The sequence below is a fragment of the Cyclobacterium sp. SYSU L10401 genome (genome assembly GCF_010993705.1).
GTDB lineage: Bacteria > Bacteroidota > Bacteroidia > Cytophagales > Cyclobacteriaceae > Cyclobacterium.
Map to the genome: position 1 here is coordinate 736,913 of NZ_WOFO01000002.1, position 22,911 is coordinate 759,823.

A 22,911-nucleotide genomic window follows, 5' to 3' on the forward strand; every position below is an offset into this window, starting at 1 on the left:
TTTCGTTACCACTATGTTACGGTAGGCTACGGGTCCATGATTACCTTGTAATAGTTGCCGCTGCATAGCGCCAGTAGTATACTGTGGAGAAATAGGTTCGTCAATGGTATCCCCTTCCTTCTATTAAAATGAGAATAATCCCGGATGTTTTTGGGGAATAAACCGGAAAAATCAATCCAGGTCGCAGGTTATAAGACCTTTGACCTGGATTGATGGGATGATGGCCCTTCTTCCAGGTAGAAAAAGGGATGTGTTTACCAGCCCGGATTCTGGTCCAGGTTGGTATTTAAGGTCAATTCATTGGTAGGAAGAGGTCTTAAATAGTCCCTTTCCGGATCAAATCCATACCCCCCGTCCGGGCCACTTAACCTATCCCGGAACGGATCAAAAAATCCGTCAGCATTAACCGGGACATTAGAAACTTCCCTTAATTCGGGAGTAGCAAATGTGCCTACGAATCGTTCTCCCATCCAGTACTCATGGGCTCTCCAACGCATCAAATCGTCAAAACGAAACCCTTCTGCAAACAATTCAACTACGCGTTCTCTTCTGATTTCTTGTAAAACGTCGGTCAATGGATAACCGTAATCCGGCCAGTTGGGATCAGGAGTGATGTCATTTAAGATAAGGTGAGGCATTCCTACCCTGTCCCTGAGTTGATTGATTGTCATGTCAACGTCTGCCTGCGTCAGGGTACCCAGTTCAGCTTTCGCTTCAGCATAAATCAACAATGCTTCGGCGTAGCGCATAAATATATAATCTACATTGCCATTATTTATGCCTACGGACGGATCTACTACGATGTGCCGGAACTTTTGTGATTCTATACCCGTGCCACTATTGTCCACGTCCGGGGTGTCAAAATAAAGCGTGTCCGTTCCTTGTATTCTTCTGATATCTCCCGGCACCATAAATGTCTGTGCAAGACGTGGATCGCGATTCTCTTCAAGAATATCTAAGGTCTCATCTCCAACGAAATTTGGGCTTACAGCTATGGGTAACCCATCATTGCTCAAATAAAACCTTGACGCATCATAAGTATATCCATAACCGTTGGGCCAGTTCCACAATTGATTACTAAAGCTGTCACCAATTACCCTATCAAAATGTTGGTAAAAAATCACTTCCGGATTACCGGCATAATCCACCTGGTTAAAGAGCTCAAAATAGACGCTGCTGCTATCCCCTGTGACAAGGGAAAAATGCCCATCATCAATAATCTGCTTGGCAGCAGCTGCAGCTTCTTCTATATATTGGCTTCCATCCGTTTGTCCTGCAAAGACAGAACCCTGATGATATTTCTCCCATGTACCAGCAAATAAAGCCGCTCTTGCTTTAAATAACAAAGCGATATCTTTACTCAAACGGGTTCCGGGAGTAGCCAGTTGGCTACTAGGATTCATTTTGGAGATGGCCATATCAATATCATTGAGAATAAAATCGAAAACATCCGTTCTGTTGGCACGTGCGCCGTACAAAATGTCTTCATCCTCGGCTGTAACGGGAACGGTAATGATGGGTAATGCTCCAAAATCCTTAAACATATCGAAGTAAAACCATGCCCTGAAAAAATGTCCCTCACCCACATAATGGTCTCTCATACTACCTCCCTCTTCAACGCGATCAACATTAGCAAGGAAGTAGTTGATGTTTCGAATATTGCCCCAACTCCAGCCGCCACCAGAACCCGGAACATTCAATACACCATCCATTCGTTGGGTAAACGTGCCACCAAAGGCATTGAGGCCCTCTAGTGCAAAGTCTGTTCCCTCGTCTTTTGTAGGTGCCTTTCCGCCACCGGAGGCCGGCCAACCCTGAAAGGAGTCATAAAATGAATTAAGAAATAACTCCAGATCGGATTGACTGTTCCAGAATTCCGGATCAGATATCTGGTCAAGTGGTGATCTTTCCAGGAAATCATCTTGGCAGGAATGCAGCAATGTGCTCCCTGCTAATGCAACTATCAGTATATAATATATTCTTTTCATGGCGTCTTATTTTAGAAATTAAGGTTTATACCCGCAGACATGGTCGTGCTCAATGGATAAGCGTCCCCAGCACCATACCATCTTCCGGCAAGGGCCTCCGGGTCAAAAAACATCAAATCGGTAAAGGTTAAAAGGTTTTCACCCGACACAAAGATCCTGGCACTGGTCAGCAACACTTTTTCCGCAATTTTTTGAGGAAGTGAATAGCCAAACTGTAGGTTTTTAAGCCTTAAATAGGCCGCATTTTGAATCAGGTGATCGACAGGGCTACCGTAGTTTTTCGCATTTTCGCCGAAGAACTGGGCATAAGGTCTTGGGAAATAAGCATCTGGATTTGCCCCTAAAACACTTGTTTCATCACGCCAGTAGTCCATATGTCCCTCTAAGACATTATTGTGCATGGGTCCTGCTGCAGGCCCCCTAAATACAGAACTGTTACCAAATGTCCAATCCCTTTTGGCCACTCCCTGGAAAAACACCGAAACATCAAAGTTCCTCCATTGGGCATTCAGGTTCAACCCGTATGTAAATCGTGGAGTGGTATTTCCTATGATTTCAAGGTCTCCAGGATTACCAACGGTATTATCTCCAATATCGATTTTACCATCACCATTCAAATCTTTATACCTGAAATCACCTGTTCTCCATAGGCCGGAATAAATAAAACTCTGATCTACCCCTTCGTTTATTTCTGCCTCCGTTTGAAAATGTCCATCGTACCGGTATCCCCAGATCTCATTGAGATCCTGTCCGGGATAAAAGGTGTTCAACAAACCGTTCGGATTGTTATAATCCACCACGGTGCTTCTGTAATCAGCCAATTGCCCTCTGATTTCATATCGGAAATCCGGGTTTACCTGATTTTTCCAGGAAAGCTCCAGTTCCCATCCCCGTGTTTTTATTTCTCCCTCGTTCCTTTTTGGCACAGTTGATCCCAATACGGCCGGCAGGGGTTGTCCCGGTCCAACCAGGTCAGATGTTCTGGTTTCATATACACCAAAAGAAACTCCTAACCGGTTGTTGAGTATGGATGCATCAATACCAAGATCTAAGGTGGATACGGTTTCCCAGGATAAATTCACACTATTCAGATTGGGAGCACGAACTGTCCAGGCGCGCTGATTGCCAAATAACCAGTTATTGGTTTGCTGGATCGGCATGGTAGGAATGAATAAATAATTGGCCACATCCTGATTACCCAATGTTCCGTACGAACCTCTTAATTTTAACAGGTCGAATAAATCAGTCGATGATAAGAAGTTCTCTTCCGAAAGTATCCATCCAGCCGATACCGATGGAAATACGCCCCATCGCTCAGCTTCTTCAAACCGGGAGGACCCATCCGTCCGCATGTTTACTTCAAGCAGGTACTTTTCGTCAAAAATATAATTAAACCTTCCAAAAAAGCTTCGGGTAGACCAGTGTCCAATGCCGTCATTCACCAGTTGATCCCCAACTGAGGTACTGATCGAAGGAATGGCATCACTCAGCAGGAAGAAGCTTCTCGCACCTAAATTACTGAAGGTATACTCCTCTTGTTGATATCCCACCATCAATTGCAGGTCATGCCTTCCTAATAGCCTGGAGTAGGAGGAATAGATATTAGGGGAGAGATAGGTGTTTCTCCTCAACTCATTGTGATATTCCGTAGATTCCCTGTTTTGCGGTATGAAATCAATATCGCCACCAGAAAAATTAGGACCATCACCAGGCCTGACCCATGGGTATTGCAAGGCCGTTCTGGTGTCTTCCACTTGAGTGGACGTGTAATTCAGCTGTACCGTGGTCACCCAACCTTCTATCGGCTTTATTTCTATTTTGGGTGAAAGGACCAGCTGGTTATCTGTGATCGTTTGCCGAACCCTCCTCCAGGCCTCCACATTGGTCTGTTGGGTCCAAATATCTGTACCGGGATACTTGGCTGGTGTACCAAATTTTATTTTTCCAATCCAGTTCATGTACCAGGCGCGTCCAAAGTTCTGGTTCCAGGGAAAATCCTCATTTTCAGATTTGTATTTTACAAATAGATCAAGGTTCATCCATTCAGTGACCTTGGCACCAATTTTAGCATCCACATTAAATCGATTGAATGATTCGTCACCGAATCTCAACAGTCCGTCTTCCTGATAAAAACCACTGGATAAATAATAATTAACATTATCGTTTCCACCTGAAACAGACAGGTTGTGTTTCACTCTGAAAGAATTGTCCTTCATGATCAAATCCCTGATACCATCATTAGCCACACCTCTGGTACCCGTATTCATTAGGTCCCAATTATCGCCCGAACCAAGCGGCAACATGCCCGGGGCACTACCCGGATTGGCCAGATTTTGTTCCAGGCGCTGAATGGCTTCCTCCGGATAAAATGGGGAGGCTCCAAAATTGGTCCTGGCATCGTTTAAAGCATGCGCCCAATCTGTTCCTCCCTGTAACTTCGGCCATATGGTGGGGCTACTGAGACCGGCATTTGTGGAATAGGAAATTCGGGATCCTTTACTCCCCTTTTTCGTAGTAATCAGGATAACCCCATAAGCTGCCCGCGCACCGTAAATAGAGGTGGAAGCGGCATCTTTTAAAACAGAAACGGATTCAATATCGTTAGGGTCGATGTCGTTGATACCCATAGGAACCCCATCCACCAAAACAAAGGGAGCCGTATTTCCTTCAAACGAGGCTAAGCCCCGGATGGTCATGGCCATATCTGCACCCGGCTCGCCTCCAGCGGTATTGGGCTGAATGACCAGGTTACTGACCAGCCCTTGCATGGCCTGCTGCACGTTGGTTACCGGACGGTTTGCCATGTCCTCTCCCCTCGCTGTAGAAACGGCCCCGGTCAGATTGATCTTCTTTTTGGTGCCGTAGCCGACGACGACGACTTCATTCAGGGAAGATACATTGGCCTGTAGCGTGATGTTAATTTCTGACCGGTTTCCTACTGCTACCTCCTGTGGTTCGAAGCCTATAAAAGAAAATATCACGGTGGCATTTTCGTCGACTTCCAGCGTATATTTCCCATCTATATCGGTTACCGTTCCAAGAGTAGTACCGGCCACTGTAACGGATGCACCGGGCAGGGGATCACCGGTATCATCCTTTACCGTTCCGGAAATGGTAATGTCTGCCATTCGAGCTGAGATAGCATCCCCGGTCTTTACATTGGGAAGATCCAATCCAAAACCATTGCCTGCAAATTCTTTTTCCCCATTAATGTTGCTTTTTGGAAGGGACAATTCTGCTGCCGCTACCTGGAATACTAATAACAGGGACAAACAATATCCAAAAAACCCTCCTGTGACAGGAATGGTCTTTTGCCATAACTTTCTGAGATAAAAACATGTATCATGTTTTCTAAAGGTGTAAGTATAATTTGTTCTCATAACAATAAGGTTAAGTGAAGAATTTATAAAGCTATTAAGATGCGCAGGTTAAAGCATCCAACATCTTAACCAAATAATATCCTATCTTAACCTCATATAGGGTTTTTCATGTGATAGGAGGGGTAAAAAAACATACTGACTAAAAAAGCGACTCAGAAACAATGGTAAAATGAACTCACTTTATCTCAGTTGATTTGGATTAGGACCAATTCCTCCCAATCAACAGTATATTATTCCAAAACTGGTTTAAAAATCTTCTCAATCAATTTAGTTGCTTTTTATTCGATCAGAAAAACAGGGCGATCCACCACCGGTGTTTTTCTCACTTCCGGACCGTACTGGTCATATTGGCCGAGAGCTTCTATTTGTTTGTCCGCCAATTTCCTTAATGCTTCGACCACTTCTGGAAAATCTTTTGAAACATCCGTGGTTTCAGCTGGATCCTTCCGAAGGTTAATTAATTCGATGTCTTCCGGAAACTGTGTTATATTATAGGTGGACTTCCGAATGTTTTCCTTCTCCTCCTCATTGAAGATGCCCAGCAAATTGAGCTTCCAATCTCCAAGCCTTACACCCATAAGGTAACCTGCATGCCAATAATAGAAAGGCCGGTCGTTTCGGAGTGAATCCGGGTTAAAAAAATAATCGGAGATATCCATGCCGTCTCCTTTTGGCGAAAGATCAGGCCTTGCCCCGGCTATCGATGAAAAAGTAGGCAATAAATCCAAAACTGATGCTGGTGCATGACAGGTTGTGCCGGGTTCGATTTTACCCGGCCACCAGGCCAGAAAAGGTACCCGAATCCCCCCTTCATAGGTTTGTCCTTTACTTCCCTTTAATATCCCATTACTTGAACCAAATTTTTGGGCCCCTCCATTATCTGAGGTAAAAATCACCAGGGTATTCTCCGAAAGTTCCCTCTCTCTAAGGTATTCCATTATCTGGCCGGTAGACCAACTTACTTCAGCAATACTTCCTCCAAATGCAGTATTGGGATGGTTGGTCCGTTGATGAAATGCCTCCCGTGCTGCCACAGGAACATGAGGCATGGTATGGGAAAGGTAGAGAAAGAAAGGCCGTTCTTTATGCGCTTCTATCCATTTAAGGGTTGCATCTGTATATTTTTGCGTTAAGGTGGCCTGATGCTCTCTGTTCTTCGCTCCTCCTTTGATTCTTTCTACAACTTCTTCATTTCTCATCAAGGGGAGTATGGGTTCATCATTTACACCTATGGCCATGTCATTAGAATAAGGCAGGCCATACCAAAAATCAAATCCATGTTTGGTAGGAAGGTATTGCGGTTGGTCCCCCAGATGCCATTTGCCTACAATGGCAGTGGCATATCCGGCTTCTTTTAAAATCTCGGGTAGAATTTTTTCTGCAGGGTTAATGCCCTTTGATGCTTTAGGAAAAAGTACCCACCGGTTTTCTGCGTCCAAGTCTAGATCAACCCTTCTTGCCAGGGAGCCCGTCATCAATGCGGCGCGCGATGGGGTGCAAACGGGTGCTCCTGCATAAAAATTGGTAAACCGCAGCCCTTCAGCCATCATTTTGTCTATTTCCGGCGTTTGGTTCCAGACCGAGCCATAGCCGGACAGATCCCCATAGCCCAGGTCGTCAACAAAGATCAATATTATATTTGGTGGTGTTGAGCTGTCTTGGGCATTTAAATTGGCCAGGACACCAAAAATTAATAATATGCTTAACGGAATGCTTTTCATATGATTATTCATTGCTTTGAATGGTGATTATTCAATCCGCTTGCCTCCCATTTAATTCTATTCCTAAATCTTTCAACCAGTTGCATCTCCTATGGATTTTAAAATACCTGATCAGGTGGGACGGTCCCTTTCCTGCGAAGAAATTAAGGCCAGCTTGTGATGTAAATCTAAAAAAATGTTGGTGGTAGGCTATCCAATATTTTATCCAAATTATATCATAAATTGCCCTTAAAACCTAAGTTCGACCTATTTTCCGCTTACCCGTGCCGGCAACTCCATTATCCTACGGTTTTCGCCAATCCACCACCCCTACCCGATCTGCCCAGGTTTGGTATTTTTGAATCATGGATTGGGCCACTTCGGGGTACGCCTCCACCAAATTGTTTTGCTCCGTGCGATCGTTCTCCATATCGTAAAGCTCCCAGGCGATCCCGGGATTTCTCCGCTCCACCAACTTCCATTTTCCATCCCTAAATCCCCTATTCCCTTCATGCTCCCATCCAATGGCCTGATGATCAAACCTTTGATTTCGGAACACCGGCACCAAACTCTGCCCTTCCATGGCTTGGATCTTTTCTCCCTTGTATTCCTCGGGATAACTGGCTCCGGCTACTTCTACAATGGTGGGCATGATATCGATGATATGTCCCAGTTGATCCGTAGTACGGGAAGCTTGCTGAATACCTTCCGGCCAGTAGGCGATCAGGGGTGTAGCAATGCCTCCCTCGTGGATATAGTGTTTGTATAGTCGAAAGGGGGTATTACTCACATTTGCCCACTCGGAAGCATAACTCATATAGGTGCTCTCCGGACCGGGCATCTGACTGACATCATTGCCCCTGAGCAGGGGACTTCCATCCCGCTGAAAAGCCGGGAAATGAAGGGATCTGGGCCAGTTATCGGTCAATACTTCGTGACAACCTCCATTATCCTGCAAAAAGAATATCAGGGTATTGTCCAATTGTCCGGTTGCTTCCAGTGACTGAATGATTTTTCCTATGCCCTGATCCATCCGGTCTACCATGGCTGCATAGACTTCCATGCAAGCTGCCCACCATTCCTTATCTTCGGTTGCTTCCCAGGAAAGGTTATCAGGATCCCTATCACTCAATTTCCATTCGGGAGGAATCAGGCCCATCGCTGTCATTCGGGCCATGCGCTCCTCCCGTACCTTATCCCATCCCTGGTCATACCTGCCCTTGTATTTCTTGATGTCCTCCGGCAAGGCATGAAGGGGCCAATGGGGAGCGGTATAGGCGATGTAGCCAAAAAAGGGCTTGTCATCCTCCTCCGCATCTCCCAGGTTTCTGATGAACTCCGATGCATGCTCACTGATGGCATCCGTATAATAAAAGTTTTCCCCGGCAGTGATGGGGGTATTGTTTCGGGTCAGGGTAGCCGGATTGTAATAAGAGCCGGCTCCATGGATGGTACCGAAAAACTCCTCAAAACCCCGCTGTACAGGCCAATTATCCTTGGATGTTCGTATTTTCTGATCCTCCGTCAACCAGGTCCTCCAGAAATCCACATGCTTGGTCACATGCCATTTTCCGGACATAAAAGTTCGGTAACCACTCTCTTTTAGGGTTTCGGCTACGGTAACACATTGCTTGTTCAGGTCGCCTCGGTACGAAGCAACGCCCCGATCGTTGGTCATGCCGCCTATACCTGCCTGATGGGGATACAGTCCGGTGAGTAAGGATGCGCGGGTGGGACAGCACCTGGCCGCATTGTAAAATTGGGTAAATTTAATCCCTCCTTCGGCCAGTCTGTCCAGGTTTGGGGTGGATATCTCTCCCCCAAAGCTTCCCATATCTGAATAGCCCATATCGTCCGCCATGATGAGGAGAATATTGGGTCTTTTTTGAGCCCATACTTCAGGTAAAAGCCATACATTAAATAGACAGGTAAGTAAGATGGAAGCTATTTGTTTCATAATCATTAGGTTATGGGTTTTTCAGGAGCACGTTTCTTTTCGCCATGACCAAGATGGTCACGAAATAATCCGCCGTCCCGTGTTTTACTTATGGTCGAAATTTGGTATGGGTGAAGAAACATCTACCAATGTTCCATTTGGGTCTTTAAGCAATATTCTTCTTTGTCCGTAAAATGTGTCTGAGCAGATGTTTGTCATCATCCTCTTAATTGTGTCATATTTCCTCTTTTTTCCCTTTTCAATGTACGACCAAATGGACATAGGACATCCATTCTGTCTTTTAATGACCTTCAAACCAATATTCCTCGAATTCAATCCGGATCTTTTCCAACTGCTCCGAATAAGCCGGGTCCTGGGTAAAATGGGTGGTCTCGTAGGGATCCTCCTTCAGGTCCATCAGGCGCTCCTCAAATCCCGCTGCATCATATCGGATGTATTTGATACCCCCTTCCTGGATTACCGCCCTGCTGATCTCCCCTTCAATCCCCAGGCTTTCCCGCCATTCCACTTTTTCACCCTCGAAAAGCGGACGCAAACTACTGCCACGCGGATCCGTTTCGGCAGCGATGCCGGCATAGTCCGCCAAAGTAGGTAATAAGTCCAAGCCCACCGACACCAGTTGCCGGTCATTTACCTGTCCAGCGGGTATATGTCCTTTCCACATGGCTGTAAACGGAACCTTAACCGACTCCTCGTACAGCACGTTTTTGTGCTCCAATCGATGGGAGCCGTCATTGTCTCCGTGCTCGCTGGTGAAAAGGATCAGCGTCTCTTCTTCTTTACCGCTTTCAATCAAGGCATCCAAAATTTCCTGAACGTGCACATCCACCATTTCGGTCAACCGGGCATAGGCCCAGCGGTGCATGCGCCACTGTTCTTCGGTATATTCTTCCCGGGCTCCGCTGCGAAAGGACCGGGGATCACGGTTCAAAAACAACTCAATGGCCTTTGCCTCGTCTTCCTGGGGTTCGAAATTGGGAGGTAAGGGTGGGCAGTACTGTTCAAAAAATTCCTCCCGACTGACGCCTTCCGGCAACTCCAGGGCTTTGTCCAACAGCGTTAATTCCGCTTTAAAATTTCGTTGCAATTGCTGAAGGTAAGCGGAATCCGCAAAATCCCGTATGGCCATAAAGCAAATGTCATGTGGGTTGATCAGGGATACGGTCATAAAATAGGGATTATCGTGATCGGCCCTGATGTAGTCGGCAGCCTTACTAGCCAATTCCCCTCTGGCATCTTCGGTGAGCACATGAAAGCCCTGCAAATCCGGATCCAGGAATGGCGGAAGGTGCTGTTTGCCTCCATACACCAAATCGTACCCCGCTTTTTTTAAGTAGCTGGCCAGATTTTCTCCCAATGCCTCCGGGCTGTCGGCCGGGATATCCATAGCGCCTGCATTGTTCCTTACCTGCCTGCCTTCAGCGTCTTTGTAAAAGCCTGGAAACCTTCCCGTCATCAAACTTACCCGGGACGGAGAACATACCGGATTGGTAACATAGGCCCGGGTAAAACGAATGCCATTGGTGGCGATGTAGTCCATGGCCGGGGTATAGAGGTACTGGTTGCCCGAACTGCTCATCATGCTTTCGCTTTGCTGGTCGGTGAGGATTAAAATGATATTGGGACGCTTTGCCTGCTCCTTGCAGGAAAGGAGCAATAGCAGGCCAAGGAGGGCAAACACAGGCATGGTAAAAGTCCCTATCATCATTCTCTTTTTTATAGGTTTGGGCATAATGCTAAATTTATGATTTGTTTACCCCAAATTCATTACTATCGATCAAATTTCGGACGGCGAGTAAGTGTTTTTTCCCGCAGGTTGTTCGGTACACTTTTTCGAATAGGCTTTAACGGGTAAGAACCGTTATTTCTGCTTCCTCCAAGCCTTCTGCTTCAGCGGTTAAGGTAAGTTTTCCCGGTTTTCCGTTCGATTTTACAATAACCAGGCATTTTCCGTTAAAAACCTTACGTGAGAGGTTATCAAAGCTTTCCTCATTTAACGGATCTCCATTATCTACTGCGATAATGCTTGCCTCGCCATCTATTTTAAACTGAATCCTGTTGGATGCATTGGGAACGAAATGGTTATTATTGTCCAGAATGTTTACTTCCACATGAACCACGTTCTGCCTGTCTGCTTTTATCGCTTGCCTGTCGGCCAAAAGCTGAATTTTTGCCGGACTTCCCGCAGTCACCACTTCCATTTCCGAAACCACTTCACCATTTCGTTTGCCTTTAGCCACCAAAACCCCTGGTTCATAAGGAACCAGCCAAACCAGGTCCATCTTATCATCCATTTCCTTTTCTCCCAACGATTTGCCGTTCAGAAACAACTCCACGGATTCACCATTTGAATAGGCCACCACGGGTATTTCCACGCCCTCCTTGCCTAGCCAATTCCAATGAGGAAGGATGTGTACCATCGGTGCATCGGTCCATTGGCTTTTATAGAAAAAATAGGTGTCCTTGGGAAATCCGGCCATGTCTATGATTCCATAATTCCAGAATCTCGCCGGCCAACCCATCAAAGATTCTCCCAAATAATCAAACCCGGTCCAGCGAAACTCCCCTGCCATGTAGGGTAAATCCCGGGTTCTCCTCCAGGAATCACGCGCACCTATCCGTACCATGGCATTGTCATAGGAAGAACTGTAATGTTTGGGCACGTCGGTAAAGACCTCCTCTTCCGTAAGATTGGGAACTTTCATTATTCCTCCGAGGGGATTTTGTCCCCGGTACCAGGACTGGGTCCGGTACACTCCCCTGGTTTGGAAGGAATGGGGAACTTCAGTCGCCAAAAATATTCTATCCGGATAGGTTTCCTTATCTGCTTCATACATAAACGCAGAGCCACCTCCACCGTTGTATCCAGTTACATCCAATTGGGAGGCAAATCCACTTTCATTGGCCAGGTGAATGTGGGTTATACCTGCGGTAATCGGGCGGGTCGGGTCTTCTTCTCTAACGACCCCCATTAACTTTTTCAATCGCTCGGTACCTATTTCAAAGCAAGCGTCTGGAATTTCATTTCCAACACTCCATAGAATGACCGACGGATGATTTCGGTCTCTACGGATCAACTCGGTAAGGTCCTTTTCTGCCCACTCGTCAAAATGGAGGTGGTACCCGTATTTTGCTTTCCCTTTCGGCGGCTTTATTCCCCCAAAAGGCCAGGACTCCAGCCATTCGTCAAAGGCTTCGTCCATCACCATAAAGCCCATCCTGTCACACATTTCCATCAATTCCTCCGAGTGAGGATAATGTGCCGTCCGGATGGCATTGCAACCCATATCTTTTAGTATTTCCAGCCGGCGTTCCAACACCCGATTGTTTAACGCCGTACCAAGTGCCCCTAAATCCGCATGAATGTTAACGCCTTTCATTTTCATCCTTTCTCCATTTAAGGAGAATCCATTGTCCGGTGAAAACTCGAAATAGCGTATGCCTACCGGTGTGTGTAGGTCATCCATCGGGGAGTCTTTTTGACGCAAAAGGGTCTTAAGGGTATAGAGGGTAGGATCATCGGGAGACCATAGATCGGGTTCAAGGAGGGTTAATTTTTGGTCGAAGGTCTTTTCCTTCCCGGGATCCACCTGGACCGTTACTTCCGATTGGTCAACCAGTTCATTGCTGGAAGTGTACAGTTCCTGAACCAGCTGAAATGGCTCGTCGTGCTCCCAATCATTCTTGATGGTGGTACGGATCGCTACCTGGGCACTTTCTGAGGTGACATGGGGAGTGGTTACAAAAACCCCATGTCGGGCAACATGCAATTTGTTGGTTTTAACCAGCCAGACGTGCCTGTTGATTCCGCAACCGGTATACCAGCGTGCGCTTGGCTGTTGGGAATTGTCTACCCGCACGGCAATGATATTGTTTCCATTTGCATTCAGGTATGGGGTTAAATCGTAGTTAAAACTGATATAGCCATAGGGTCGAAGTCCCAGGTAATGCCCGTTTATCCAGACCTCACTATTTTCATATACTCCTCCAAATTCGATGGAAATTTTGGACTCGGCAGCCTCTTCCCCTAAGAAAAAAGTTTTTCTATACCATCCCACCCCTCCTGATGAAAAGCCCCCGGGCCTGCCCGTAGGATTATCTGGTGAAAATTCATCCAGAATCGCCCAATCATGGGGAACATCGATTTCTTCCCACTCACTATCGTCAAAATTCGGCTGCGAAGCTTCCGGAAAATCTCCCCTGGAAAACCGCCAATCAAAATCAAAGTTTTCTTTTTGCCTGCCTGGTTTTTCCGATTTATTGCTATTCCCACAGCCAGAACAAAAAGCAATGAGTAGGACAAAAAATACGTTTGGAAAATAGTGTTTCATTGTGATTATAATTGTTTCTTAGCGATCATAATTCGTCACGCACGAAAGGTCGTGATAACCTATCTCTAACTTGATTCGGGAGAATCTCCTATTTTTAACAATGATCCTGGTGTGTGAGGATCTAGTCGTGCTCGATTTCATGGAAATAAATGTTAGCAAAAATCTCTTTTGCCTAATTGGTTGAAAAGGATATTCAAGTTTAGGGTTTTGTGTTTAAAAAGGTGTCCTTTATTTTGACAAAATTATACAGTATGTTGACTGAAATACCAATCTGTGTAACTGCCAAAAATTCATCGAAGCAGTTTACAGCACAAAGTAAAAAGTGGGGCATCCTGTAAGTAAGGGCGCATAAAGGGTATGGAACACCCTGCAACATCTGGACTCCACCCGATTACAGCATAAAAATCCAACAAAGGGGGATAAATGAATAGGTAAAATCACAGCTTCATTTTTTAGGGAAAAAACCGGTATATATCTTTCCTGTGAAGGACTCTTTCAAATGTCAACACTTCGTTTTCATAACTAACCCCAACCCTGTAATTGCCAAATCTTACCCGGTAAAAAGTTTGGTATCCCTTTAGCTTCTCAAAAATTCCCTCCAGCTCTACGGAAACAATTTCACTTTCCTAAAAAACAAATTGGGCTATCCTATTCCGATCACTTACGGGGATTTTGGACAAATCTTTTAAAAATTTTTTATTAATCCGGACAGTCACCCAATCAGGTTTTGTTTAATTGATCGTAATATGCTTTCGCTTCTTTTAAATCTAGATTTTCAGCAGAATCATTTTCCTCCATTAATTTTCCCAGTGCATGATCTTCTAATAGCTGCTCTATTTTTTCAAAATCGGCGATATCAATTTGTACGGCCACTTTTTTTTGGTCCTCGTCAACGATATATTTTCTTTTGATTTTTTTCATAACTCTTGCAGGTTGGTACAAATTGGTCAATATTTAAAAATAAACCAAGTTTGCCCGATATTTTATTACCATGTCCGAAACGATCCGGCACGAATAATTATATGAATTACATACTTGCCAAGTCTTTTTTAAATTTAGACCGAATTGCTCAGGAAAGCAGAACATTCCCTTGCCCTTTCCAGCCGGCATGACATAAAACCGCACCTAAGAAGCTGCATTGGTAAAAGAGATGCCGAAGTCTAATCAGCTACTTGTTAGACAGTCATTTGACCCACAACCCATCTAAAACCTAAATGACACCTCCATGCCCAAGCCAGGTTTGTTGAAGCCAAATTTAAACTGCTTGTCGACAAAGGGTTCTGCGGTAAATTCATTACTAAACCGGGTCTGCGAATACGAGAATAAGTGAAAGTACATGCCCAGGTATAATCCCTTCCGGGGGTTAAATAGGATGCCTGGGTCAATAGATCCTCCGAATCGAACGATATCATCCCGAATAGTTGACGAACCACCAAAATCATTGGTATAACTGCCTATTCCGGCAAGTAAATTTGCTCTAATGGCCGGCCTCCAATTCTTTTCGCTGCCCTCTGGGTCAAAGCAAGGAGGTAGCAGGGTAAAGGAAGGTTTGATTAGAGCCAACTTGGTACTTTGGACATTATCGGCCTCGCCATAGGTTGCATCATTGCTATATCCCAAACCGAGTCCTAACAGCGTACTGGACGATAGCGCATATTGCGCGTTCGCTCCAATGGTATACATCAGTTCATTCGGGGAGTCGTTGTTGATTTCATAACAAATACTGCTTTGCGATCCAATCAGAAGCGATTCTGGGGAGAGAAACGTGTAAGGATCATCTTGATAGCTGATATCTTCGCCACAACAGGTCGCCTCTACCTCATACTCAATCTCTTTCGGGTTGACTGAATATCCATTTCCATTGTTCCTCAAGCTAAGGTATATAGTAACGGTGAAATCATCCAATTGCGTCCGCGGAAAGGCGTCTTTGGGCCACTTGCAATCGCAATTACCAGTGACGGTGATAGTGACTCCCGGGATATCCCCATCATCGGTTTCGTAAGTGGTCAGGGTACCGGTAGCGGTAACCGGACATTGCGTTTCTCCAACGGCTATATTTCCTATAAAGTTGATTATAGTACCCCAACCCTGGATTTTGCCAGGATCGTAGCTGTAGGTGAATAACTCTTTATCATCCGGGAACAGGTAGGATTCGTACAACTCCTTCGCCCGACGCTTGGCCTCATCGGTAAGATAATCTGAAAAAGGTGCTTCCAGTTCATTGGCATTCACGCCTTGATTGAAGGCTTCGGGAAGTTGATCAATGCCGCCTTCTACCACTTTCCTGACGACTAATCGGGCCAATGCCTCTGTAAATGCATCTTCATCTTCCGAATTTAGTAAATCTATTAGCTCGGAAATGTCCTCTACCAGGTCTAAATCCAAACCAAAAGGCTTGACCAAAGGCCCAAACATATCTTTCGTCATCTCAAATACTTTTGCCCAACCTTCATCACCGGAGTAAGCCAGTAGCGCGTGACGGGAGATTCGTAATGCATTTGCGGCGCAGGTTTCTCCGGATAGGATGTCCAACTGTGCCTCCAGGGCAGTCGGATTCGTTTCAGCGAGTAACTGAATGGCAGCCAGGTGCTGTTCAGCCCTCGTTAAAATTTCTTGTAAATTCCAAAACGAGGGGTCCTCTTTTGCTTGTAGTTTGGTGGAAAGGGAAAAGGTGACAAACAAACAAAAGAATAGGGGGAGTAGCAGGGGTACAATCTTCATAGCTCTGTTGTTTAGTGTGGGGAAAACAGAATATATAGTTACCTACCTATCAATAAGTTACAACATTTAATTAAAAAAGTCAATAGCCAATCGGCAACAGATTTTCTAATCATTTAAAAAAACCAATCCCAACATCAGGGAATTTGATTTAACTTGCAGGGTTATCCTCCTTATTCCTGTCAGCCTATGCCTTTTAGATTACTCCTCCTTAGCCTTTTACTGCTCTTCCAAAGCCCTTCTTTTGCCGTTTCAGCAGAAAATCCGCTTGTTAAAGTGACCGGGACTGTTACCGCAAGTTCGGCCGCAGCCAATGCCCCGGCACAAAATGCCATTGACGGCAATCTCAGTACCTCCTGGGTATCGGCCAATCCCTTTCCAAACCTTTTTTTCAGCAATCCGGAACAAAATATTATGTTGGGGCAAGCCCTGAACAGCCCCTCAGGCACCTTATTGGCCAATGCCACCGATGGGAAACTGGGCACGTATACCCCTCAAATCGGCCTTATAGATGGCAAGGCAACCGCAGCGTTGGTTTTCTCCGATCCAAAAAAAATCCACCTGTTGAGCCTGCGTTTGGGTGGCCTTCAGGAAGATGTTGAAATCAAACTTTTTGATACCTCGGGAGATTTTACCTCACTGCTTTACACCCGCATCCAAAACAACGCCACGATCCGTTATACGCCGGATGTAGACAACATTGTCAGCATCAGCCTTTCCAGTACTGCCCCCTTTTTTATCTATGACCTGGCAGCCCTGGAGCAAGCCGCTGTGGAATACCTTACCATTGACCTGGAGCAGGACCGATGGATAAAGCAAATCCACAGCAAGCACTGGGCCGGCTGGGGCAATGCCACGGCAACATCCCTGCTGATGGGTACCCACCTGGACAGCTTGGTACAGGTAGGCAGCCTCAACCCAACGGACCTTTCGCTTGTCATGACCGAATTTCCGCAGGCCATAAAAGCACGGTACGTTAGAATTGCCCATACCCTGGTACCTGAAAACTATAAGAAGGTATCCGTATTTGAACTGGAAATCTTTGGGGAAAATGCCCCGAATCCCCCGCCCTCCGTTACATGGGATCCGCATGCCGGTCTCTATCCCGCCCTGTCCTCAGAGGCAACCGTAGTTGCCAGTTCCACAGCAGCCGGAGAGCAGAATCAGGCCTCCAGGGTCCTGGACAATGACTTTTCCACGGCCTGGGTATCCGATAATCCCCTGCCTGACCGGTACGTTTCCAATCCCCTGCAAAATGTGCTCCTGCATCTGGCCGGAGAAGCATCCGGAGCGACCTCTGTCGAAAAAGCTACCGATGGTTTATTGGGAAACAGTACGCCCATTATTTCAATACCCGAAGGTGAAAACCTCGCCTGGTACCGCCTTTCGGTTCCTTCCCTGCCCATTCACCGGCTGGGATTGCGGATTTCGAACCATTTCAGCGAACCCATTAGCATACGTTTTACCACGGCCGACGGAGAAAGGAAAGACCTTTCCTATCCGGTAGGTACCAGTGGGCACCAACGGTTTACCGTCGAACTGGACCAGGTCACCGAAGTTTATTTGAGTTCTCCTTCGGCCTTCAGCATTCAGGAAATCGCGGCCTACAGCCAGCCCCTGACCGAATACCTAACCATGGATCTGGGGGAGACAAAGCAAGTATCCTGGATCCGATCCCGGCAATGGAACGGTGCCGGTACAGCCATTTCAGCTAAATTGTACCTCGGAAACCATCCCGACAGCTTAGTAGGGGTGAAAGACCTGGACCCAAGCATCCTGGATTTCCAAACGATCCAATTGCCCGAACCTATCCCGGCCCGCTACCTGAGGCTGGAAATACAGTTGGCCGATGAAAATTATAAAAAGGCTGCCATACAGGAAATCACCGTTTACGATGAATACGGCAACTATGGCCCCCCTCCTGCCCCAAAACCACAGGACCGGAGTTTCGGCGAGCTATTTGGCCTGAATACCGTCTGGGCCTGGGGAACTAAAAAAGTACCCAACCTGCAGGGCTCCGACGAAGGTGCCCAAAAATTTATCCGGGCGGCTTCCCAGGCCAGAAATTACCACAACATCCACTGGGATACCCCGGATCCGGATCAGATCCCCAGCTATGATCCGGACAACCTGCAGGTGCACCTGAAATGGACCCAATGGGAACAGGAATATTCCGATTGGAAAAACAAGGGGTTTTCCGTGGATGCGACGTACACCTTCGACCGGTTTCGGGAGACCGACTGGGATAGCCCCTACGAATCGGCGGAGGCCCTGGGACAGGCTTTTGCCGGCACCTTCGGACCGGGAAACCTGGATCTTATCCGTTCCGCGGAGATTGGCAACGAACCCTGGGATTACAGCAATGAGACGTACCGGCTTATCCTGGAGGGCATGGCAAAGGGCATGAAATCCGCCGACCCGGCCCTGACCGTGCTGCCCGCGGCACTTCAGGCCTCCAATCCCGAGGCCGGGAATGCTGGAATCAGCAAAAATTACATGGGCTACAAACTATCGGAAGCCGCTGCTCCTTACCTGGATGGCATCAACCTGCACCTGTACAGCTATATCCGAAACGAAGCGGGAATTCGCCTGGCCGTGCACCCGGAGCATCCGGCTTCGGAGATGCGGGCACTCTTTGCCGGTCTGCGCTTCCGGGATCATAACATGCCCGGCAAGGAGGTCCACGTCACCGAATGGGGCTGGGATGCTTCCAGTGCCAATGAAACCGCTTCCAACAGCGAAGCCGTATCGGCCATTTCCCAAGCCGTGCATGCCGTGAGAGGACTGCTTTGGCTGAGCCGCATGGGCGTTGACCGGGCCCATTGGTATTTCTATGCGAATGTGGATTTGGAAAGTACGGACTCCCAACGAAACTACGACCGCTCCGGCCTTACGGAGTCCCTCAACTTCAACTTTAAAGAAAAACGATCTTTTATCGCTGCCGAGGCCCTTCAAAACCGAATGGCCAACCTGCGTTTTCAGGAGGTATTGAAGGAAGATGAAAAGGGCTATATTTACCTGCTGCGCAATGAAGCCGGTGAAGACAGCCACTTGATTGCCTGGAGACCGGTTACCGGGGATGATTCTGTGGCCGTCAACCATCCGTTTCCCTACGAATTACCTGCAGCATCGGCCTGGTACCTTTCCGGATTGGACCCACAGGGGGAAAATGCTACCGTAAGGTATGAAAACGGGCAACTGCTGCTGCCCCTCTCTTCCAAGCCACTGCTTATCCAACTGGGAAAATCTTCCCCAAGCAGCCTGCGGCTGCGTCAAGAGGCCAGCTTACGCTCAGAAGAAACAGATGGGAAGGTGAAATTGATTTTAAAGACTGGCAGCCCGGTACATGGAGCGGAAAGCATCGCCTTGACGCAAGACCTAAAGTTAGGAAATATATCCTGGGAAAAAAGCGATGAACTCACCTGGAACAGCTTTCCGGAACAGCTCCCTCCCGGCTCCTACCAAACGTCCGCAGTGGTGAAAGGTTCCGATGGTCAGTTGCTGACTACCAATGCGGTTTTTTTTGTAATCAAAAGCCAGGTTAGCCTGAACCCCAATCCCTCAATAGGCCTGGCTGCCCTGGAAGTAAAACGCGCCTTTCCGGAGCCCAGCCAATTGACCCTGCTGTCTGTGGATGGGCAGGTGCTAGGAACCTATGTACTCCCCGCCAACGAGACGGTACTTCCCCTACCGGTAGCCCACCTGAAAACCGGTTGGTATATTATCAAGTTGGAGAACAGCGGATTTACGGACCGGATCCGGTTTCTAAAAGAGTAGAAAAAAAACCTTTCAGGTTTCCAAAACCTGACAACCTAAGTTCGATCTATTTTCCGTAAAAAGGTTCGACCCCTACCGGGGTTGGAGCTTCGTTTTTGCTAGCTTTCTGCGGGTTGCACTCAAGGTTATTGTTGTTCAGGCCCTTCAGGCCTGGTGTCTTTATGGGAATTAACAACGACCATGAAAGGTATCTGGAAAGATCAATCCAAATTGAGCCCAATCAGACGCAGTGAAGCCCCACATCATTTCCCAAGAAACAAGCTCCTATTCGAATCCGAAGCCTGCAGGGCTTCAACACTAATAACCCCGGGCGAAACCCGGGGTTTAGGAGCCAATCTATCCTTCTAGCAACCCCGAAGTGGGTTGAATATTTTTTTCCAAAAAGGCCCGGAATCAAGCAAAAAACCGTTCAAAAGAACCAAATTGCCATCCATTAAAATGGAACTCAGGTTGACAGGGCTCTTTTTCTTGAATCAATTGTAGCCAACCAAAGTCCGCACATGCTGAAAAATCGGATTGTAAAGCAGACACTTAACTTATTAACCTAATTAATTCAAAATAAATCCATCTATTCTGGTCAGTATCCATCCAGCCTTCAGCATGCACGCAACCTCAGTCATTTCTTTTTAGCAGGTTTTGCCATCCGGGATTTAGAGGTAACAGCGCACCTACTTTTCACCCGGTAACACGGACAAATCCCTGGCAACCCTGCCTAGAGTATTGGCAGTATCAAACCCTACTTGAACTGCCTATTTTTAATTAAATTCAGATTCAAATGAACAAGCTTACCCTGTATTATTTCTCTATACAATACAATTATTTAATTTGTTAGTAGAATTCAAAATTAAATGATCGGCAAAAAATAACAGTCCTTTATTTTATCTAAAACGTATGGTATTTTAGCCAGTTAAACCCGGATCTCCCAATGATAATCATCCCAATGGCTGAGGTATCCGCTGTGCGCGATAATGAATCACTAAAAAATTATTTGATCAGTTTCCAGCCTATGACCATGTTTCTGATTGTAAATTATAAAATGTTAAATATTCTGTAATTTGATCAATTAACAAATTTTATTTGTTTTTTTTATGAAATTATGTCTCCAAATGGATTTTTTTGAGTTTACGCTTGGCCACAGGAATACTGGTAAAAGTGAGCATTACCGCTACTGAATTTTTTTAGAAACCAGCTTTTTTAACCGCTTCACCTACCCAAACTCCGGATAACTTCCAGACCCTCAATCCTTCCAGGGGAGGAATACTCCCTTTACACCTAGCCGTTTTTTTCTTACATTTATACAAATGTTCCAGAAGATGAGAAAAAGAACCTTTCTGAAAAACCTTTTGGCACTGGGTGCTACGGCCAGCCCCGGTGTCAATTCCTTTGGCCAGCTCCTGACCCGTTTTGAGCATATACCCCCCGCTCAACTTGCCTCCAACGAGGACTTCTGGGCCGAAATCAGGGCCGGGTACCGGCTCAAACCCGATTACATCAACCTGGAAAATGGCTTTTATTGCTTTGTCCCACAGGAAACCCTTGAAAATTTAATCGGGCACGTGCGGGAGGTAAATTACCAGGGATCCTGGTACATGCGAAACGAGCGGAAGGGAAACAAAGCGGCCACGACTGCCCGCCTGGCGGAATTGGGAGGCTGCAGCCCCGAGGAGGTGGTCATCACCCGAAACGCCACCGAGTCCCTGGATTTGATCATTACCGGCATTCATTGGAAGGAAGGAGACGAGGCAGTCATGGCCGAGCAGGACTACGGCGCCATGTTGAATCAGTTCAAATTGGCCGCCAAACGGTACGGGGTGGTCAACAAGGTGGTATCCGTTCCGAACCTGCCCCAATCCGACGAAGAAATTGTGGAGCTCTACGCGGCTGCCATCACCCCCAGGACGCGGCTGCTAATGGTCTCGCACATGATCAACATTACAGGGCAGATCTTGCCCGTACGGAAGATTTGTGACATGGCGCATAGCAAAGGGGTGCAGGTTTTGGTGGACGGGGCGCATGCCTTTGCCCATTTCCAGTTTAACCTACCCGATCTGAACTGCGACTATTACGGGTCCAGCCTGCACAAATGGCTGAGCACGCCGCTTGGTGCCGGCCTCTTGTACGTAAAGAAAGGGAATGCGGAGCATGTCTGGCCCTTGCTTGCCGAAGGAGAGCGAGACCCCAACGACATTCATCGCCTGAATCATATTGGTACCTACCCGGCCTATACCGACCTGGCCATCAACGATGCCATTGATTACCATCATGCTATTGGCGGTAAAAGAAAAGAAGAACGCCTCCGGTATTTGCAAACTTACTGGACCAGCAAAGTCAGGGATATCCCGGGGGTAATTGTAAACACGCCCGAGGATCCTGCGCGATATTGTGGCATCGGAAACGTCGGCATTGAAGGCCTGAAACCACAAGACTTTGCAAAAATCCTGATGGAAAAATACAAAATTTTTACCGTTGCCATCGACGGTTCAAATGTCCATGGCTGTAGGATTAGCCCAAATCTCTATACGACGCTCGATGAGCTGGATGTATTGGTGAAAGCCTGTGAGGAGCTGGCAAGGGCTTAGGTAACAACTGACCAGGTCCCATTCCAGGGTAATATGAACGGCCGGGCCTCAGGTGATTCACAGGCTGCCCTTGACAGCACCTTTCCTACTTGTTGGATGGTATTTGATAAGTATCTCTTTGGAATCTTCCAGAATGGGTTTAATCCGTTTTAAATTGTTGGAAGTGGCTGAAGCCTTATGAATTTTGGCCAAGCCAATGGCACTCTCTTTTAAAAAGGGCGTGTTAAATGATACGGTTAGTTGTTCCTTCATTTTTTTGGGAGTTGTTCTTTTATAATCCATATAGTAGGCATAAATAATTCTTGTTAATCCAACAAGTAATTCTCTTATGTCTAACCGGAAGAAAAGACAGTCTAAGTAAAGTCATTGAGAATACCACGCACGATTATCGCCGGAAAAAATAATTCTACCTATGACTTATAGTCAATTGAATTTCATAGCACTTTATTCTTTTTGAAAAAAGTCAGGGTATCATTGGCTA

At 46.6% G+C, this 22,911-nt stretch carries 11 protein-coding genes; 2 read left to right on the forward strand and 9 right to left on the reverse strand.

What is annotated here, in order from left to right:
* Positions 1-254: 254 nt before the first annotated feature.
* From GL182_RS07910 to GL182_RS07945, 8 genes are all read right to left on the reverse strand, one after another.
* On the reverse strand, positions 255-1,988 hold the full coding sequence (locus tag GL182_RS07910) for a RagB/SusD family nutrient uptake outer membrane protein (RefSeq protein ID WP_163379088.1): 1,734 nt from the start codon (positions 1,986-1,988) through the stop codon (positions 255-257).
* Between the two features lie 11 nt (positions 1,989-1,999).
* Positions 2,000-5,368 (reverse strand): SusC/RagA family TonB-linked outer membrane protein, encoded by a 3,369-nt coding sequence (locus GL182_RS07915; RefSeq protein WP_163379089.1) that lies wholly within the window; start codon positions 5,366-5,368, stop codon positions 2,000-2,002.
* A 278-nt stretch (positions 5,369-5,646) separates the two neighbouring features.
* A complete protein-coding gene (locus GL182_RS07920; RefSeq protein WP_163379090.1) occupies positions 5,647-7,089 on the reverse strand; it encodes a sulfatase in 1,443 nt (480 codons plus the stop codon).
* A 283-nt stretch (positions 7,090-7,372) separates the two neighbouring features.
* Positions 7,373-9,025, reverse strand: a complete 1,653-nt coding sequence (locus GL182_RS07925; protein WP_163379091.1) for an arylsulfatase — start codon at positions 9,023-9,025, stop codon at positions 7,373-7,375.
* A 280-nt stretch (positions 9,026-9,305) separates the two neighbouring features.
* Positions 9,306-10,757: a sulfatase gene (locus GL182_RS07930; protein ID WP_163379092.1), complete on the reverse strand. Its 1,452-nt coding sequence runs from the start codon at positions 10,755-10,757 to the stop codon at positions 9,306-9,308.
* Positions 10,758-10,869: 112 nt separating this feature from the next.
* Complete coding sequence (locus tag GL182_RS07935; protein ID WP_163379093.1) at positions 10,870-13,356, reverse strand: glycoside hydrolase family 2 TIM barrel-domain containing protein; 2,487 nt, start codon at positions 13,354-13,356, stop codon at positions 10,870-10,872.
* A 720-nt stretch (positions 13,357-14,076) separates the two neighbouring features.
* Positions 14,077-14,277, reverse strand: a complete 201-nt coding sequence (locus GL182_RS07940) for a hypothetical protein (RefSeq protein ID WP_163379094.1) — start codon at positions 14,275-14,277, stop codon at positions 14,077-14,079.
* A 282-nt stretch (positions 14,278-14,559) separates the two neighbouring features.
* The gene (locus GL182_RS07945; RefSeq protein ID WP_163379095.1) at positions 14,560-16,077 is read right to left on the reverse strand and encodes a hypothetical protein; all 1,518 of its coding nucleotides are present in this window, start codon (positions 16,075-16,077) and stop codon (positions 14,560-14,562) included.
* A gap of 186 nt (positions 16,078-16,263) precedes the next feature.
* Here GL182_RS07945 and GL182_RS07950 point away from each other — a divergent pair, with 186 nt between their 5' ends.
* Entirely contained in the window at positions 16,264-19,851 is a 3,588-nt protein-coding gene (locus GL182_RS07950) for a T9SS type A sorting domain-containing protein (protein WP_163379096.1), read from the forward strand.
* Between the two features lie 1,313 nt (positions 19,852-21,164).
* Positions 21,165-22,430: an aminotransferase class V-fold PLP-dependent enzyme gene (locus GL182_RS07955; protein WP_163379097.1), complete on the forward strand. Its 1,266-nt coding sequence runs from the start codon at positions 21,165-21,167 to the stop codon at positions 22,428-22,430.
* A 57-nt stretch (positions 22,431-22,487) separates the two neighbouring features.
* Here the strand turns inward: GL182_RS07955 and GL182_RS07960 are convergent, their stop codons facing one another.
* Positions 22,488-22,682 (reverse strand): hypothetical protein, encoded by a 195-nt coding sequence (locus GL182_RS07960; protein ID WP_163379098.1) that lies wholly within the window; start codon positions 22,680-22,682, stop codon positions 22,488-22,490.
* Positions 22,683-22,911 lie beyond the last annotated feature (229 nt).

Excerpts from the sequence above, each read along its gene's own strand:
- GL182_RS07910 (WP_163379088.1), bottom strand. The coding sequence starts at position 1,988 with ATGAAAAGAATATATTATATACTGATAGTTGCATTAGCAGGGAGCACA.
- GL182_RS07915 (WP_163379089.1), bottom strand. The coding sequence starts at position 5,368 with ATGAGAACAAATTATACTTACACCTTTAGAAAACATGATACATGTTTT.
- GL182_RS07920 (WP_163379090.1), bottom strand. The coding sequence starts at position 7,089 with ATGAAAAGCATTCCGTTAAGCATATTATTAATTTTTGGTGTCCTGGCC.
- GL182_RS07925 (WP_163379091.1), bottom strand. The coding sequence starts at position 9,025 with ATGAAACAAATAGCTTCCATCTTACTTACCTGTCTATTTAATGTATGG.
- GL182_RS07930 (WP_163379092.1), bottom strand. The coding sequence starts at position 10,757 with ATGCCCAAACCTATAAAAAAGAGAATGATGATAGGGACTTTTACCATG.
- GL182_RS07935 (WP_163379093.1), bottom strand. The coding sequence starts at position 13,356 with ATGAAACACTATTTTCCAAACGTATTTTTTGTCCTACTCATTGCTTTT.
- GL182_RS07940 (WP_163379094.1), bottom strand. The coding sequence starts at position 14,277 with ATGAAAAAAATCAAAAGAAAATATATCGTTGACGAGGACCAAAAAAAA.
- GL182_RS07945 (WP_163379095.1), bottom strand. The coding sequence starts at position 16,077 with ATGAAGATTGTACCCCTGCTACTCCCCCTATTCTTTTGTTTGTTTGTC.
- GL182_RS07950 (WP_163379096.1), top strand. The coding sequence starts at position 16,264 with ATGCCTTTTAGATTACTCCTCCTTAGCCTTTTACTGCTCTTCCAAAGC.
- GL182_RS07955 (WP_163379097.1), top strand. The coding sequence starts at position 21,165 with ATGAGAAAAAGAACCTTTCTGAAAAACCTTTTGGCACTGGGTGCTACG.
- GL182_RS07960 (WP_163379098.1), bottom strand. The coding sequence starts at position 22,682 with ATGAAGGAACAACTAACCGTATCATTTAACACGCCCTTTTTAAAAGAG.